Origin of the sequence: Dyella silvatica (assembly GCF_026283955.1) — a bacterium.
GTDB lineage: Bacteria > Pseudomonadota > Gammaproteobacteria > Xanthomonadales > Rhodanobacteraceae > Dyella_C > Dyella_C silvatica.
Genome location: NZ_JAPDPE010000003.1, coordinates 15,510 through 30,692 on the forward strand (window position 1 = coordinate 15,510; position 15,183 = coordinate 30,692).

The 15,183-nt window shown below is 59.1% G+C and carries 18 protein-coding genes; 1 reads left to right on the top strand and 17 read right to left on the bottom strand.

Annotated features, from left to right (window positions below; genetic code table 11):
• Window positions 1-9: 9 nt before the first annotated feature.
• Window positions 10-906, bottom strand: coding sequence for a 5'-nucleotidase, lipoprotein e(P4) family (locus OUZ52_RS01195; RefSeq protein WP_266156475.1), 897 nt, complete (start codon window positions 904-906; stop codon window positions 10-12).
• Between the two features lie 220 nt (window positions 907-1,126).
• Between OUZ52_RS01195 and OUZ52_RS01200 the strand changes: the two genes are divergently transcribed.
• Window positions 1,127-2,158: an AI-2E family transporter gene (locus tag OUZ52_RS01200; protein ID WP_266156476.1), complete on the top strand. Its 1,032-nt coding sequence runs from the start codon at window positions 1,127-1,129 to the stop codon at window positions 2,156-2,158.
• A 40-nt stretch (window positions 2,159-2,198) separates the two neighbouring features.
• On the opposite strand, the gene OUZ52_RS01205 is transcribed toward OUZ52_RS01200, so the two are convergent.
• The 16 genes from OUZ52_RS01205 to OUZ52_RS01280 form a co-directional block, all read right to left on the bottom strand.
• Window positions 2,199-2,594 (bottom strand): hypothetical protein, encoded by a 396-nt coding sequence (locus OUZ52_RS01205; protein ID WP_266156477.1) that lies wholly within the window; start codon window positions 2,592-2,594, stop codon window positions 2,199-2,201.
• A gap of 2 nt (window positions 2,595-2,596) precedes the next feature.
• The gene (locus OUZ52_RS01210) at window positions 2,597-3,064 is read right to left on the bottom strand and encodes a hypothetical protein (RefSeq protein ID WP_266156478.1); all 468 of its coding nucleotides are present in this window, start codon (window positions 3,062-3,064) and stop codon (window positions 2,597-2,599) included.
• A gap of 122 nt (window positions 3,065-3,186) precedes the next feature.
• The gene (locus tag OUZ52_RS01215) at window positions 3,187-4,095 is read right to left on the bottom strand and encodes a tail fiber domain-containing protein (RefSeq protein ID WP_266156479.1); all 909 of its coding nucleotides are present in this window, start codon (window positions 4,093-4,095) and stop codon (window positions 3,187-3,189) included.
• Window positions 4,096-4,330: 235 nt separating this feature from the next.
• On the bottom strand, window positions 4,331-4,951 hold the full coding sequence (locus OUZ52_RS01220) for a hypothetical protein (RefSeq protein ID WP_266156480.1): 621 nt from the start codon (window positions 4,949-4,951) through the stop codon (window positions 4,331-4,333).
• Window positions 4,948-5,253, bottom strand: a complete 306-nt coding sequence (locus OUZ52_RS01225; RefSeq protein WP_266156481.1) for a hypothetical protein — start codon at window positions 5,251-5,253, stop codon at window positions 4,948-4,950. Before OUZ52_RS01225 ends, OUZ52_RS01220 begins: the two co-directional genes overlap by 4 nt.
• Entirely contained in the window at window positions 5,253-8,540 is a 3,288-nt protein-coding gene (locus OUZ52_RS01230; protein WP_266156482.1) for a TipJ family phage tail tip protein, read from the bottom strand. Before OUZ52_RS01230 ends, OUZ52_RS01225 begins: the two co-directional genes overlap by 1 nt.
• Before the next feature lie 11 nt (window positions 8,541-8,551).
• Complete coding sequence (locus OUZ52_RS01235) at window positions 8,552-9,226, bottom strand: tail assembly protein (RefSeq protein WP_266156483.1); 675 nt, start codon at window positions 9,224-9,226, stop codon at window positions 8,552-8,554.
• 62 nt (window positions 9,227-9,288) lie between these two features.
• The gene (locus OUZ52_RS01240; RefSeq protein ID WP_266156484.1) at window positions 9,289-9,975 is read right to left on the bottom strand and encodes a hypothetical protein; all 687 of its coding nucleotides are present in this window, start codon (window positions 9,973-9,975) and stop codon (window positions 9,289-9,291) included.
• Between the two features lie 37 nt (window positions 9,976-10,012).
• Entirely contained in the window at window positions 10,013-10,774 is a 762-nt protein-coding gene (locus tag OUZ52_RS01245; RefSeq protein ID WP_266156485.1) for a C40 family peptidase, read from the bottom strand.
• Window positions 10,771-11,481, bottom strand: coding sequence for a phage minor tail protein L (locus tag OUZ52_RS01250; RefSeq protein ID WP_266156486.1), 711 nt, complete (start codon window positions 11,479-11,481; stop codon window positions 10,771-10,773). Before OUZ52_RS01250 ends, OUZ52_RS01245 begins: the two co-directional genes overlap by 4 nt.
• Window positions 11,478-11,828 carry a phage tail protein gene (locus OUZ52_RS01255; protein ID WP_266156487.1) on the bottom strand — a complete coding sequence of 117 codons (351 nt, stop codon included), beginning with the start codon at window positions 11,826-11,828 and terminating at the stop codon, window positions 11,478-11,480. Before OUZ52_RS01255 ends, OUZ52_RS01250 begins: the two co-directional genes overlap by 4 nt.
• Complete coding sequence (locus OUZ52_RS01260) at window positions 11,821-13,050, bottom strand: phage tail tape measure protein (protein WP_266156488.1); 1,230 nt, start codon at window positions 13,048-13,050, stop codon at window positions 11,821-11,823. The genes OUZ52_RS01255 and OUZ52_RS01260 overlap by 8 nt, the downstream gene beginning before the upstream one ends.
• Entirely contained in the window at window positions 13,043-13,432 is a 390-nt protein-coding gene (locus tag OUZ52_RS22945; RefSeq protein WP_425493754.1) for a phage tail assembly chaperone, read from the bottom strand. Before OUZ52_RS22945 ends, OUZ52_RS01260 begins: the two co-directional genes overlap by 8 nt.
• Window positions 13,324-13,716, bottom strand: coding sequence for a hypothetical protein (locus OUZ52_RS01270; RefSeq protein ID WP_266156490.1), 393 nt, complete (start codon window positions 13,714-13,716; stop codon window positions 13,324-13,326). The genes OUZ52_RS22945 and OUZ52_RS01270 overlap by 109 nt, the downstream gene beginning before the upstream one ends.
• The gene (locus OUZ52_RS01275; RefSeq protein WP_266156491.1) at window positions 13,713-14,621 is read right to left on the bottom strand and encodes a phage tail tube protein; all 909 of its coding nucleotides are present in this window, start codon (window positions 14,619-14,621) and stop codon (window positions 13,713-13,715) included. The genes OUZ52_RS01270 and OUZ52_RS01275 overlap by 4 nt, the downstream gene beginning before the upstream one ends.
• A gap of 67 nt (window positions 14,622-14,688) precedes the next feature.
• The gene (locus tag OUZ52_RS01280) at window positions 14,689-15,099 is read right to left on the bottom strand and encodes a phage tail terminator-like protein (RefSeq protein WP_266156492.1); all 411 of its coding nucleotides are present in this window, start codon (window positions 15,097-15,099) and stop codon (window positions 14,689-14,691) included.
• Between the last annotated feature and the right edge of the window lie 84 nt (window positions 15,100-15,183).

A 15,183-nucleotide genomic window follows, 5' to 3' on the forward strand; every position in this document is an offset into this window, starting at 1 on the left:
TTTTCTACTTTACTGCACGCGCAGCGCATTGATCTTCTGCCGCCGTTGTTCTTGGTGCGGCGCCGCCCAGTCGTTGTCGAACAGGGCCGGCTCCCACGAGCCATAAGTGGGGTTCGGCAGCACAAACCAGCGGCTGCCAATCCACGGCAGATACGGCGTCATCGCCTTTTGGCGGCCCTCGGCGTTATTGGCCATAACGTCGACAAAATCGCCGATCTGGTCGCCAAATTGCATCAATACCCGGTAATGGCGACCCACCAGCTGGCGGTGACAACCCTTGTCGCTGCCCGCTTGTTCGCAGTCTGGCACCACCGTGCCCAAGCCCAGAAACGCACTTGGGCCAGCGACCGGCAGGCCTGCCTTGTGCAAATTGGCCAGCGTGGCGGCATCCAGGTCCTTGGCGCGATTGGAGATGTAGATCACCGCGATGCCATGCTTGGCCGCGAACTGGGTGAATTCGACGGCGCCGGGCAAGGCGCGTGCGTTTTCTTCCTTGCACCAAGCGGCCCAGCTCGCTTCGTTGAAGTCGCCACCGCCTTGGATGAGGCGCGCCTGATATGGCGAGTTATCCAGCACGGTTTCGTCGATATCCAGCACGATTGCGGGTTTTAATCCTTTGAGCGGGGTTGTGCGGTCGCTCTTGGGCAGTGCGTCCCAGTGCGGGTCTTTCAGCGCAGCGAGCAGGCGAGATTGAGCGTCGCGGTAGGTTTGTAGATAAATCAGGTCATGCTCGATCGCGGTCTGGCTCCAAGCCACGGCATTGAGGTTGTCATTCGCTGCGATGGTGGTGGCTGCCGGGGTCAGCGCTGCCGGTGCAGCCGCCTTTTGCGGCGGCTGAGTGGGCGCAGCGGCGCAAGCGCTGAGCAGGCCGAGCACGGTGGCTGTCACCGGCAGACGAATGGACATGCGGATTCCCCAGGAGATCGGCGGAGGCGTCGAGGCCGCAAAGTTTACGACAGCGGCATTACCGGACAAGCCGCGGTGCGGTTCGTCGTTTGCGCCACCGACATTAGCGGTCTCGTATTCATCAACAACGCATCGCCGTTAAATGCATCCGGCCATGGGGCTGGCGGCCTAGGCAGCCTGCTGACAGACTGCAGGTCACTTTGAAACCTTGTTGAATCGAATGGACTCCATCCAGCCCGTTCCGCGCGAACCTTCAGGCATCGTCCGTATCGTCAGCTACGCGCTGGCAGCGGCGGCTTTGTTGATGGTGATGTGGTTGCGTCTACTGCCAGCGCTGCTGGCCGGTTTGCTGGTCTACGAACTGGTACAAGCTACCGCGCCGTTACTGGGCAAGCGCATTCCCAGCGACCGTGCGCGCGTTCTGGTCGTGGCGCTACTCGGAGTGATTGTGGTGGGCTTGCTGACCTTGCTGATTCTCGGAGCAGTCAGTTTTTTCCGCACCGAGATCGGCAATCCGGAATTGCTATGGCAACAGCAATTAATGCCGCTGGTGGAGAAGGCGCGCCAACAGTTGCCGCCTACGGTAGTGGAGTGGCTTCCCGATAGCGTGGAAGATTTGCGCGACATGGCGTTGCAATTAGTAAGCAAGCACTCCTTGAGTCTGCAATTGCTCGGCAAGGAAGCGGCGCGCGTCTTTGTGCATATTCTTATCGGCATGGTGCTTGGCGCCATCGTGGCACTCAGCCGCGCGCGCCCGGCGCATCAGGTCGGCCCCTTGGCCGCTGCCCTGGGGCAGCGCTGCCAGCGATTGGCCGAGGCGTTTCACAACATCGTCTTCGCGCAGATCAAGATTTCGCTCATCAACACGGCATTCACCGCGATCTTCTTGCTGGGTGTGCTGCCGCTGCTGAGTATTCATATCCCCTTGGCCAAGACGTTGGTGGTCATCACCTTCATCGTCGGCTTGCTGCCGGTTATCGGCAATCTCATCTCCAACACCGCCATCACGATTGCCGGCCTCTCCGTATCGTTGTGGGTCGGTGTTGCCGCGCTCGGCTTTCTCATCCTCATCCATAAACTCGAATACTTCCTCAACGCCCGCATCGTCGGCACCCAGATACGCGCACGCGCGTGGGAGTTGTTGGTGGCGATGTTGGCGATGGAAGCCGCATTCGGCTTACCCGGCCTGGTGGCGGCGCCGATTTACTACGCGTATTTGAAGAGTGAGTTGGAGGCGGAGCGGTTGATCTGAGTGGCGGTAATGCTTGTAGCGCAGTCGCTATTTTGCCATCTCAATCAGTGGAAGCAGTAGCGTGCGCCTCTGCATCCACTCTCGTCAGCGTCGACGCATCGACCGTGACGGCGACACGTAAGGTCAGCATATAGATCACATCTTTGGCAGCGCCGGTGATGGTATCCGTAGTGAAGACGTCGATCACGCCATCGCCACTTTGGATACTTAAGTGCACGGTCGGTAGGTCGTTGTCATCCTTGTATACGGTGGCATGCCAACCTGTGGGGATTGAAATGAATGGTGCACTTACCCGATAGTGGCCGAGGCCGATACGCGCCGTAGCAATGCCAAGTTGGCCAAATGCAAAAGCACTTACTCCAGGTGCATGCTCACCATCAAGCACGACTGAACCATCCGGCAGTAAGTTGAAAGCTGTCGTGATTATGGTCTGCATGTTCAAGCCTTTTTGATGAAGTTGTTGGCGTCGACGACCGTATTTCCTTCATGCCATATCCGGAACACAGACGCTCCCATCGACCATCCGCCCACGCATAGCTCGTTGCTTTGATTGATTCCGAAATAGCACCCGAACATTCCCGCCCGCTCAAAAGCCAAATAAGCACTGTTGTATGCGTTGGAACCATTTGTAGTAATGGTGAGGCCGCCTTTGCGTCCGCTAGGGTCGCCAAAGATGACCATGGGCTGCATGACCTGAAGGGATTCACCCATGCCGTAAGCGGTGACCAGCTTTCCAGTCAGATTGCCGCCCGACTTTGGCAGAGAAGCATTTGCCATGCTTAACGCTGCGGAAACGCGCGTATCGAGGTCTGCATCATTATTCGCGCATTTGCTAAACGCGGTGCGCACAGAATCGCCGTCGGCACCGCTGGGAGCAGTACCGAGATTGATGTTTTGAATACTCATGTTTGTTTCCTGTGTGAGCGCCAGTTCTATTGAATTGACGACTATAAATTGCCGCGAGGTGACCTAAAGATGGGTTATCAGCTACCACGCTATACGGCTTGGCAAGCTGTAACACCGCGCACCTATGCGAGAGAGAGCTTTGCCTCCAGCTCGCTGATTCGGGTCTGCAGTTGATGCAGCTGAGCATCGGAATGCTGCCAGGCTCCTATTAGGTATGTCACGAGACCAACATAGTTGACGTTCTGCAGTAACGGTTCTTCGCAGTCGATGGCCTTTGGCGGTACATAATTTTCGGGTTCCGTTCCAGGGAGATAGGGTGTCTGGTCTCCCTCCGTTCGCGTGCTTTTTCGCACAGCATCCTTGACACCATCCACCAGCAACGGAAAGCGTTCGGCGAGTTCGTGTGCGATCACGCCGACGCGCCGCGCCGTCGCGTCACGCGTATCGGTGTATTCAATCGCGCGAATACTACGCATGCTGTCGGCAACCTTTTCGGGCGACAGATCGACAATGTCCTGCTTGATCCGATAATCGGAGTTTTGCGAAAGCGTGCCTGCAAACCATGCATTCCCGCCTTCCATAAACTGAAAGGCATTGGTACTGCTGCCGAGGTGAAAACTGATTTGCGTACGTGATGTGCTGGAGCCGCCTTCATAGACATCGATGGCTGCCAAATGCCTGGCTCCCCAGTGCGATGCCCTCATCAATGAATAGGCGTTTACATTGGAATTGCAGTCGAGCTGGATCGCGCAGCCACGCGTCACCCAATCGCTCCAGCTACCACCAATGCCAGTCCCTGAAACATTTATCATGTGCAGGCCGGTGATAGTCTGGCTCGGATTGATATTGTTGATAGTGCCGGTAACGTTGCCGCCCGTGACGGGAAGTGCTGCATTGGCGATGGCCGCAGTGGCAGTGGCGCGGCTGTCCAAATCCACGAAGTTGTTTTGGCACTTGCCGAATGCGCTGCGTACGGGATCACCGTCAGCGCCGCTTGGAGCGGTACCGAGATTGATGTTTTGAATGGACATATGGCTACTCTCTTTTTTGAAGATCGATGACTTCAGGATGGAAATTGCCGCACAGACGCCCGTCATGAGTAACGTGCAAGTAAGTCTCTGCGGAGGTTCTTATGGAAGATCAGTCGCCTGATATCTGCATTGAGCAAGTGAGAACCGACTCCAAGATCATGTCGCGATGCAGGGCCTGTTGGCGGGATTTCTCGGCGTTGGGTCAGTGGCATCACAACCGTGTGCTTCAAACGATTTACAGCCTGCCCAAGTCAACCAGGCATACCGTGGGAGGAATGATCAGCCCTTGCGTGTAGTTGGGCGCAACGCCGACGATCGATTGAGAGATATCAACGCCATCGGGTCTGCTCCTGTAGCAAGAGATCAATACGTTGGTCAGCCCATTGGGCACGTCCCCGCCAAACTGGACGCCCAGGCTGGTGAATGCGAATCCATAATTCGATGTGGGTTGTCCCGTGATGCCTGAAGCGGTGGCCTGGCCCCTAACGTTCAGATACTTACGACCAGAGTCGAAGATCAGATCTCCGGAGGCATTGAAGGTCTGAAATCCGATATTCCCGGACGACGATTGTGGGACGCGATCGAAGACGTAGGCCTTGAAGGTGGATAAGGCGGTGTAGAAGGATGCGGTATAGCTTCCATCACCGTTTCGAATGATTTCAAACAAGCCGACGAATCCACTGGGGGAATAAACCACCAGGATGGGGGCGATACCTGAGTAAGTGAGAAACCCTGATGGCTTGTCTCGGCTGTAGGTGCAGGCAACATCGTTGATGGATATCAACGAGTAGTTGAACATCTCGGAGTCCAGCGAAATGTTGCCTGAGTCGGCCATGATCTGCAGTCCGGCGCTCATGGGCTGTACCCGTAGACGATGGTGGTATTGCCGCCCATATCGCCCGCATATTTCCAGGACAAGGTGTTGCCCGAGATGCTGACTTTTACCGGGGCGTGTAAATTTCCATTCGCATCACGATGCGGAATCGGGCTCGATGTGACGGATAGGACAACGAAAGGTTTGCCCATAGAGAATTCCGGTACGTTGATGCTGCCGCTGCTTCCGTTGGTGTCCACCGAGCCGACACATCGCCCTGGCGCGTAGGTGGTGTCGAACAACAAGGCACCATTGGCGTCGTAACACTCCAGACCGGCGCCCATTACCAAAGCCCCATGCGCACGCGCAGCCTACCGCTGGCATCGAATACTTGTACCAGCGTATTTGTCAGTACCAGCCGTCCGTTGCCGCCCGATCCATTCAGTTCAAAACTGTTGCCACTCTTCGAAATCGACCAGCCGCGTTGACCTGGGACGTAATCGGTCGATTGAATGACATCGCCGATCATCGCATTGGTGATCCATCCATTGCCGATGAGACCTTGCGAGATAAACGTCTGCCCGTTCTGCACCACGAAGGGCGATGTCAATTGGTTGTTGATGACATTGATAAGCGCAAAGCGGTCGGCCTGCACAAGAAACTGGCTTTGATACGAACCATCCGACTGCTGCTCTACGCCAAGGCCCATGCCTGCCGCATAAATCTGGCCGGTGGCGGTATTTACCTGCGCACGCAGTGTGTAAGTGGCCTTGAGTTTGCCGTCGGCATTCGCTTGCGCGGAGGATACCGCCTGGACCGCCGCGGAGTTATTGTTGGTCGTCGCTTGAACGGTATCGATGCGCGTGGCCAGCGCGCCATCCGCATCTGCTCTAGCCGATTGTTCTGACCACACTCCGGCAAATACAGTCGACGAGCCAGCGGCGTCGCTGACGTTGCCTGCCATGGGTGGATTCATCTGCGCGAATACACCATCGACCTTGGTCGATACGGCCTTGACGGTATCGTTGACGACAGAGATGCGTCCGTTGACGGAGTTAGGCAGGCTGGCTGGACCATCGATCAATCCGATGCGATCGGTAAGCTGCTGGCCGAGTTCGGTAGCGCCGATCTGCCCGGCGAGATAGTCGAGAATCGGGCGCGCATCCGAGCTGGCTTGTCCGTTGACGCCATTGCCCACGGGATACCAGGCGCCGATATTGCCGGTCTTATCGACCAGTCGCCCCCAGAAGAACAGCGATGCACCCGCTGCCAAGCCCTGCAGGGTGTGTGTGTTCTGAGGATAGGCAAAGTCACCAAGCTTGCCGGCCTGTGGCAGATTCGGCGTGGTTCCGTACCAGATTTCGGTGCGTTGCGTATCTTCCGCCCCGACAGGAAAACCCCAGTTCAAGCGGATCGCGAACACCTGTGATGCTGCTGTCAGTGACGTAAGCGCCGGTGGCAGGCCGGTCTTGCCGGCGACCACGGTGACGGGTGACAGCACCGGCAGAGAGCTCACTTCACCGCTGTTGATGGCGCGTACACGTGCAATGTAGTTGCCGGTGTAAATGCCTTCGACATCGATCGATGATCCGTAAGAGCGCCCGGCACTCACCCACTCGCCATCGTTGCGTCGCCACTCCACCTGATAAGACGTCGCATTCTTTGCCGCATCCCAGCCAATGGTCATCACATTGGTGGCGATGCCTTGCGTGATTACCACATGGCCGTCCAGATGCACGTTGGTCGGCGGTGCCTGCGTCGCGCTCGGCAACGAGCTGATCGGTGGGATCTGGATGATGGTGCCGTTATCGATCGCGGCATATTTGTCGGCGACGTGCTGCAAGGCGGTGATGGTGTAGCTGATATCGCTGGAGGATTTGTCCTCGATCACCGACAGCACTCGATACAACTGCGCCGCGAGCGTGGTGCTTTCGGTGACCCAGGTGGATTCTGCTTGCGGCAACTCGGAGAAACCCGGTGTCGCGACACTGAGATTGCGGCCATCGATTGCGGTGATCGGCCTGGTCTGCGAAATCCCTGACGGCAGGACAACAGTCAGGTTGTCACCGACAGCAGCCTGGTCGGGAGCCTTGTCCACCGTAACCATATTCGAGGTCGCGCTGGTGATGCGGCCACCTTGTCGCTTACCGGCACGCGCTGCATCGGCGATACGGATGATCTGTCCAGGTGCGGCAATCGTGCCATCCAGGCCGACGCGGAACGTGACGGTATCCGTCTCCAACCGCGAGGTGAGCAACACCCATTGGCCTGCGCGTTGTGCCTGAGCTTGCGAGGTGCAGCCGAACGCCGTGAGCGTGGCTTGTTGAATGCCATAGCGCGCAAGGCCAATGCGGTCTTCGACGTATTCGACCTTGGCACGGTAGAAGTCGGCCGGATCGTTCCAGGTGACCAAGGCGGTGGTGTAGCGCGTTTTCCGGGTGCTGGCGGCGTACGTGAATTTGCCGCCGATGACGTTTGCCGCCGTGTAGGCATACACCGGATCGGCCGGCATATCGGCCGACGCCGTGATAGCGCCACCAGCCCAGTACGAGATGCCGCGAAATACGCTCGCCAGGTCGCTCAGCAGCTTGTAGGCGTCGCTCGCGCTTTGCAGAAAAATATTGCAGGTAAAACGCGGCTCCTGACCACCCATGCCATCGCTGACGGATTGATCGCAGTACTGCGAGATCCGATACAGCTCCCACTTGTTGACCTGCGCCGCGCTGATCAAATGACCCAGGCCATAGCGCGGATGCGTGGCGAGGTCGTAGTAGATCCACGCCGGGTTGTCGGTCCAGGCCGGCTTGAAACTGCCGTCCCAGACGCCGGCATACGTCCGATGCAAAGGATCGTAGTTGCTCGGTACCTGGATGACCCGGCCCCACATGTCGTAAGCCCGGCGGGGGATATTGCTGAATTGCGCGGCATCGCCCGAAATCGCCATCAAGGCGCTGTTCGGGTAGCGGAGCTTGGCATCGATGACTTCGGTATAGCTGTCGATCGTGGTGATGTCGGCAATGCTCGAACTGTTCGCATTGGCGGTGATGCGTGTCACGCGCACGTTCCAGCCGGTGGTCGCCGCAGGCAGATCGATGCGATGACTGCGCTGATACTTGGTCGTGGTCTTGCCGGTTATCGCACCGTTATAGGCAGCCACGTAAGCGCCGCCATCGGTCTGCACTTCGATGCGATAGCTGATGGTGTAGCCATTGATGTCGCCGTTGCTGGTATCGGCCTTGGACAGGCTCGGCACGCCGATGGTGATGCGCAGGGCGGATAGCGTGGTGTTGCTGAGCGAACGCACCCACGGTGAGCTCTGCTTCAGCTCGACACCCACGTTGATCTCGTTCTCCACCGCCGGATAGCCGGGAATGGTTTCTTGATCTTGCGTGCCGCTGCGCGTCTCGACGTGCACGTTCTGGAAATTCAACGAGCCATCGGCGTTGGCCAGCGGCGTCTCATCCAGGTAAATCGACTGCTGGCCATTCACCAGGCCGCCGATTTCGCCTTCGCTGATCAGATCCAGAATGCGGAAGTACGCAATGGAGCGCAGGCTATCGGGCGATTCGACCGGCGTGCGCTGCTTGCCGCCGCCTTTCGCACCGCGCGGTGTGATATGTGGTTTCGTCATGAGCTTGCCCTTCAGAGCGGTTCGTAGAAATTTTTCGGACGGCGGCCAGAAAGCAGTGCGCCGATGCCGGTACCTGATGTGGCGGGCGCATAGTCATCGGCATGGATGCCGGCAGACACCACGGCCGAGCCCACGATCAAGCGACCGTAGAGCAAGGGGACCGGGTTGCCTTGCGCTTGCGTATTCACCGCGCCATTGAATACGTAACTCGGCTGATTATCAGGACGGTCGCCGTTCTTGAGGCCTTTGGGCTGCGGCGAGAGCATCTGCACGACGCCACCGGCCATCATGCCAATACCCGTCTGCATCAATACCCCGCCAATACCCGAACCGGCGCCCATGCTCCATCCGGAGATGAAACCACCGACGACAATAAGTACGGCGCCCATGATGATGTTGAAAACGCCACCGCTCTTGCTGCCAAGAAGCACAGGTGCGATGCGAATGTCATCGCTGCCGCTAGGCTTGTTCAAGTCGTCTTCTTTGAGATTTTTTTTACCTGCGAATATGGCAAAGCCCAAGCCGCGATCTTTGGCTTGAGCCAGAAACGACCGAAAGCCTTCTACCTGCGAACAAAGTGCCTGAAAGGCCTCCGCTGCGGTGTTGCCATCGAGAAGAAACTGAAATCGGCGCCCAAATTTGCTGCGCAAGGGGCCGTAGAGAATGATGGTTCGTAATTGCGACATGGGTTACTCCGGGCAATAAAAAAGCCCGCACATGGCGGGCTTCGGATCAATGGCGGGCGAATTCAGAGCGACGCTGGAAGCTTCGATCTCAAGCTGGAGGTGTACTCGTCGATCGCCTTCGAGTAGGTCTCGCTGATGTTTTCTTCGTTGTAGTTATTGGCGATGTTCGCGCCGGATCCATGGACGGCGAATGTCTGTTCGATACCCTTGGCCTTGATCGTGATATCTGTGCTGACCCAGGCCTTGATCTGCCGGGTGAACGTCAGGGAACGGCCAAGGTTGGATGGTGGATATGCCCAGAATTCCGTGACGCGCATGGAGATATGTGGAGCATCGCCAGGTGCCTTTGCGGGCTCGACCATGTAATACCCGCGCTCACGAAGTACCAGGCCAACGATGTCGCTCATCTGAGCGGCCACAGTCTTGTTGTCTGCCAGGAGGAAAACCAGACTGACATCGGGAATGCCAAAGATGACAGCGGCGCGCCCGCTACTGCCTAGCTGCTGAATCACGCTCTTGCTTACTCGCGGCTCGGATGCGTCGGGCAGTTTGGTGAAATCGCGTGCATCGGCAACGGAGTCCAGGATGATCGGCTTCAATTCGGTGGAGGCAACGTTTGCACTGGGCAAGGGCAGTTGAATGGTTTTCGCATTGAAGCCGCATCCGCCAAGCAACACCGCTGCGACCCATACTGTGATTCTCTTCTGCATGATTGCCCGCCTGATTGAGATCGGCGGATCGTAGCGCAAGTTACTGCGAATGACGGTGTGCTCGTGGGTGACGCCTTCAAGGTGTCGCGATGTGACCGGCGATATCACTCAGGCGCCAGATCGAACGAGTAACCTCTTGCCAGTAGCCGCCATAGATATCGCGACTGGAGAGGCGGCCATGCAGATGATGAAGCATCAGGCCGCCGCCCAGATAAATGCCGGCATGGTTCGGCACCAGGTTTCGACTGCGAATCTGCATCAGAATCATGTCGCCGCGCTGCATGTCCGCAGGAGATACGGCAACAAAACCCGCCGCTGCCAGATTCTCGGTATACAGATCCGAATGCCCGTCATCCCACCAGTTATCGCGGCGTTCCGGGTCGGGCAGTTCGAGTTGCAGCTCCTGTGCATACCAGTCGCGGCATAGCGACCAGCAATCGAGAATGCCGTGATGGAAAGGACGACCGACCAGTGGCGCTCGGTAGCCGGTGGGTTCGATATGTTCGATGTCACCGGTGCTGGGATGGCCATCTTGATCGCGCATCACCGATTGAATCACCCACGGCAGTCCCGATGTTTCGCAGGCCACGCGGTCGCCTTCCGAAGCATGTGCCGATGCATCGGGATGCGAGTGCACGACAGCGATGATTTCGCCGCTGTCCTCGGCAGCGGCATAGTCTTCAGCGGCCATCACGAAATGCTCGCTGGGCGTCGCAGCGGTGTTGCGGCACGGCCAGTAACGCTCTCGCCCCTTGACCACGATCACCAGGCCGCAGGCCTCGCGTGGATAGTCGGCGAGCGCGTGCTGGCGAATGGCTTCGCGTGTGGCGGGCATCATGTGCGTAGCAGTCCGGCGGCGGGATAGCTGCCATAAGGCAGTGGATTGTGTTCACCGAAGCGCAACTTGCAGGACGACAACCGGCCGCCACAGACATCCTGGACGGGATCGCTCGTGGGTGTGTCGTCGGCTTTCGCCACCGGACCGCCGGTATAGCCACAGTACGGGCCGCGGTATCCGCCGCGCTGCAGCCAGGTGCAACTGTTGGCGATGATGGTGCGCCCTGGCAGTTGCTGCTGGCCGAAGTCGAGCGCGCTGGCCAGCTCAAACTGCACGAGTTCGTTCGTCTCGGTGATCTTGCGTTCGAGGAACCACTTGTCCGGCGGAAACTCCTGCGTGGGATCGGCGGTGGCATTCTCCCCGCCAAAGCTGGCGGCATCGAGATACTGGCCGAAGGTTCGATGACGCGTCAGCAGTGCGCCAAGCATGTCCTGGTAGGCGAGACACAGGGCCGTGATGCGTCCATCGACATTGCCGACGCTAAGCGTCGGCGCGGGTGGCTTGTCCGGATTCAGCTCGAAACCTTCGGCCTGGATCGGCCACGGCCCGTACTCCAGCCCCTGCCACCAGATCGAGCCCAACTGCGTATAGCCGTGAAAACGCATGACGTCGCCGCTGCCGCCACCGGTGATCGAGCGTGCATCGAGTTCGAACAAGACGACCTCCGCGCCAGGTTCCAGTTTTTGGATATCCGCATGAATCGTCATGGTGCGAACACCTGCTGGAAGGTGGCGGATAAGCTGTAATAGCCCGCGCTACGTGGTATCAGGGTGTAGTTGGCGCAGCGATACAGCATGGCGACGCCAAGCGGCGGCGTCCACTGGAACGAGTTCGATCCCGCATGGCGGTCGAGGAAATCCTTGATCGGCCGCACGTAGGTTTCATCGCCTTCGAACGACAACGGCCAGCTGTCCACCCGATTGTTGATGCCGTCGTTGACGCTTTGCGCATAGCCGTCGCCGAATTGCGCGGTGCGTACACGAAACGTGGTCTGTCCTTGCGGGTCGGTTTGCGGAACCCAGGTGAAAACTTCTTTGGTGACCGAATCAGCCATGTTGCATCCTCCACAAAATGCCGCCTTGACGCTGTTCGCGCGTCATGACTTCTTTGACTTTGCCTTCCACCATCGCCGCGAGTTGGCGGCCGGCATCGTCGCTCTGTCCCTGCGTATCGCTGCGTGAGCCGTCGTTGCCGACGTTGACGGTGATGCTGATCTGGTTGCTGACGCCGCCGCTTGCGCTACTGCTGCTTTGCACGCCGAGCTTGCCGTCGCTGCCGCGTGTAAGCGGCATGATGGCCTCGGGGCCGGCCTCGCCCATCAAGCCGGTGCCGCGCGCCATCGGGAACATCGTCGGGCCGTTGACTACACCGCCACGGGCGAACGCATGCATTTCCCGCCCGCTCAGAAACACGCCGCCGTGGGCGAAGCCGGGCCAGCCGATGCTGGTCGAGCCGCTGCCGGTATAGCTCCCGCCACCCAGAATGTTGCTGCCCGATTGCCCGGCCCAGCTGGTGGACAGCGAGCCATAGCTGCCGCCGCCGAACAGGCCGCCGATGGCATTGCCAAGCATGCCCAACGCGCTGCCCGCCAGCTTGGAGATCTGCGAAGCGGCTGCATCGGCAAGCATCTGCCGGAGCATTTTGCGAAAGCTTTTTCCGGCCGCAGCGAAATTGCCGTCCAGCGACTGGAACAGCATGTCGCCCAGGTTGGCGCGAATCTGCGTGCCCGCCTGGGAGGCCAGATCGATCATGAAGCTAGTGCTTTTGGCGACGTCGCTTTCGGTTTCCGTGCTGCTCTTGCCGTCTCCCGCAGCGGTTTTTCCGTCGCCTGCTACAGCCGCTTCGGCGCTTTTGTCCGAGGAGCCAAGGCCGCCCACGAAGGCTTGTGCATAGGGGTTTCTCAGTTGCAGCGAGCGCGCGCCGTCACTGAGGCTGCCCACGGTGGTGTCGGCGATACCCTTGCGAAATTGCTCGAAGAAGTCGTTGCGTGCCTTCATGCGAGCATCGCGCGCCACTTTGCCATCGTTGTTGAGCGCTGTGTTCAGGCTGGCCGACAGTGACTTCTTGATGGTTTCGGTGGTGCCCGCGATCGCCTTGCTGGTATCCGGGGTGGGTTGAGCCGGCGGTTTCTGCAGGACGTTTTGCGTCGCTTTGATTGCAGCCTGCAAGCTGGCGTTGAGCGCACTCAGTGTTTTGTTGGTATCGGCTTGTTGCTTGCTGTTCTTGTCTACAGCTTGCCCAAGTACTTTGAAATCGTTGCTATCGGGATCAGCCATCGCTGCGTGTCCTGTCGAGCATCATCAATGCTTCCAGCTCCCACCGGTTGAGCCGGCGGTGAGTCAGTTGCATCCAATGATGAAGTTCGCTGTGAGTGAGTGGCGTTGGCAACAGCGCCAGCCACTCGATCAGATAAGCCAGTTCGGGCGGCATCTCGATGTGTCCTGCCAGCTCGGCCGGTTTGCGGCCGGTCTGGCGCCAGACGGCTTCGAGATGCCGCCGCAGCGGCTGGCCTCCGCTATTCAGGGGTTGGGCCAGCCGCTGCTCAGCCTTCAGCCACTCGGCGAGTTGGCGAAGGCGTTGCCAAAAAAAGCCGCGTCGTTGGCACTGACCTGATCGACGTGCTCGGCGATCTGCGGCGCTTCGCGAAGAAAGCGACACACGTTGTCGTGCGTGCAAGGCTCGCTGAAGCTCCAGTCGGAGACCAGCGCGGCGCGGACGGCAAGCAGGCTTTCGTCCAGGGTCGCCTGCAATAACGCCTCGCCGCCCTGGGCCAGTTTCGCAGCTTCCTGCAGCGCTGTATCGCGTGCCTGGCGAAACGCATCCGACCACTGACTGCGGATATGCAGCCAGTGGTCGGTGGCGCTGCCGTCGAGCAAGGTCAAGGGCAGGCGTTGCCCGCCATTCGCTCGCTCACGGATCTTGAAGGCATCCATATCGATCATGGGCCGCTCCGGGTGATGCGTAGGTGGGTGCCGCTGACGCTGTCGTACAGCGCCTGGATCGGCAGCGACAAGGTAACCGGGCCATCATTGGTCACATCGGCCTGGCCGCCGGTGTACTTGATGCGCGGCAGCCATACGACATAGCTGTTGGCGCCATCGGACAGCGTCAGTTCCAGCGAGCTTTCGCTTTCGTTGATGAACTTGCCCAGCAGCGATGCGTCCTGGAAATACGCCGTGACCGTGCCGGTGAGATTGCTGCGGCCGATACTTGGTCGCAGGGTCTTGTTGCTGCCGATGACGAAGCGCGGTTCGATACCGTTGACCAGATCGAGTTTGAGCTCGGTGATCACGGCCAGCACTTGGCCGCCTTCCTTGATCGTGCCACTCAGCGCATCCATCGGCCGATTGGCGGGTGCAGCAATGTAGGTGGCATCGGGAATGCTGGCGGTATCGGTGGCGCTGGCCTGGCCGATGACGTCGAAGGTGACATGGGCAATCGCACTGGGCTGTACATCGAAGTGCAGGCCGTTGATCTCGCAACCGGTGTAGCGGATGTATTGCCCGATGTCGGCAAACGAACGCTCCAGGCTGAAGCTGTTACGTGCGGTACCGGCATTGAGCACGTTGGCGTTCCAGGTGTTGCCCAGTGCCGCGGCGAACAAGTCGTCGTAGGCGCCGTAGCTCAATTCGCCCTGTACATCGCCGCCCACCTGGATGGTGCCGTGGCGCAGGTCGGCAATCTGACGGTCGCCACGCAGTTCTTCGGACTGCATGGTGCTCTTGGTGAGCGCAAGGGTGGTGCTTTTATGGCGCAGCTGGCGCAAGGCCGGCTTGGTCGGCGTGATGCCATAGCCGGTCTCGGCAATATAGGCGAGGCTGTGGCGGCTGCCGGTGGCGATAGTCATGCGGGTGCTCCTTGGTGAAAGGTTTGGGTATGGGTGTTGCGGCTCTGCCTGTGATGGGCAGGACATGTCAGGCGTGACTGGTCCAGGCGGTCCAGGCGACGATCACGCTGAGGCGCAGCCAGCCGTCCTTGACGATGGCGATGGAGCGGCTGGTAGTGCTCACGACAACGGCTTGGCCGTTATGGCTGAGTTGGCGGCCGGCAAAGAAGTACGCACGCAGCGCGTCGGCTTTTGCCAACAGGCCATCGATGCCGCCGCCGGGGACGTCGTTGAGGTCGATCTGAAAATTGCCGCTATGGCGATCGTTGCCGCTGGCGCCGAGACTGCCGCTGACGACGGGTTGCGGCACGAGAGAAAGCGACGCCCATGCCTGACCGGCAGTGGGTGTGAAGTCACGGCCTTCGTAGGCGGTCGGCAGATTGAGTGCGGCGGCTTGATAAGCCTCGACCAGAGCGGTGTTGATATCGCTGAAGCTCATGATGAGTTTCCGTAGGTGGAACAACGCGTGGATGAAAAAAACCCGCCGATGGGCGGGTTGAAAGAGAGCGTTAAAGCGGGTGAT

Coding starts and splice junctions, on each gene's coding strand:
- OUZ52_RS01280 (WP_266156492.1), bottom strand. CDS start 15,099: ATGAGCTTCAGCGATATCAACACCGCTCTGGTCGAGGCTTATCAAGCC.
- OUZ52_RS01270 (WP_266156490.1), bottom strand. CDS start 13,716: ATGATCGATATGGATGCCTTCAAGATCCGTGAGCGAGCGAATGGCGGG.
- OUZ52_RS01260 (WP_266156488.1), bottom strand. CDS start 13,050: ATGGCTGATCCCGATAGCAACGATTTCAAAGTACTTGGGCAAGCTGTA.
- OUZ52_RS01235 (WP_266156483.1), bottom strand. CDS start 9,226: ATGTCGCAATTACGAACCATCATTCTCTACGGCCCCTTGCGCAGCAAA.
- OUZ52_RS01195 (WP_266156475.1), bottom strand. CDS start 906: ATGTCCATTCGTCTGCCGGTGACAGCCACCGTGCTCGGCCTGCTCAGC.
- OUZ52_RS01225 (WP_266156481.1), bottom strand. CDS start 5,253: ATGGGCGCCGGTCTGGAGTGTTACGACGCCAATGGTGCCTTGTTGTTC.
- OUZ52_RS01205 (WP_266156477.1), bottom strand. CDS start 2,594: ATGCAGACCATAATCACGACAGCTTTCAACTTACTGCCGGATGGTTCA.
- OUZ52_RS01245 (WP_266156485.1), bottom strand. CDS start 10,774: ATGATGCCCGCCACACGCGAAGCCATTCGCCAGCACGCGCTCGCCGAC.
- OUZ52_RS01215 (WP_266156479.1), bottom strand. CDS start 4,095: ATGTCCATTCAAAACATCAATCTCGGTACCGCTCCAAGCGGCGCTGAC.
- OUZ52_RS01275 (WP_266156491.1), bottom strand. CDS start 14,621: ATGACTATCGCCACCGGCAGCCGCCACAGCCTCGCCTATATTGCCGAG.
- OUZ52_RS01210 (WP_266156478.1), bottom strand. CDS start 3,064: ATGAGTATTCAAAACATCAATCTCGGTACTGCTCCCAGCGGTGCCGAC.
- OUZ52_RS01200 (WP_266156476.1), top strand. CDS start 1,127: ATGGACTCCATCCAGCCCGTTCCGCGCGAACCTTCAGGCATCGTCCGT.
- OUZ52_RS01250 (WP_266156486.1), bottom strand. CDS start 11,481: ATGACGATTCATGCGGATATCCAAAAACTGGAACCTGGCGCGGAGGTC.
- OUZ52_RS01220 (WP_266156480.1), bottom strand. CDS start 4,951: ATGAGCGCCGGACTGCAGATCATGGCCGACTCAGGCAACATTTCGCTG.
- OUZ52_RS01230 (WP_266156482.1), bottom strand. CDS start 8,540: ATGACGAAACCACATATCACACCGCGCGGTGCGAAAGGCGGCGGCAAG.
- OUZ52_RS01255 (WP_266156487.1), bottom strand. CDS start 11,828: ATGGCTGATTCGGTCACCAAAGAAGTTTTCACCTGGGTTCCGCAAACC.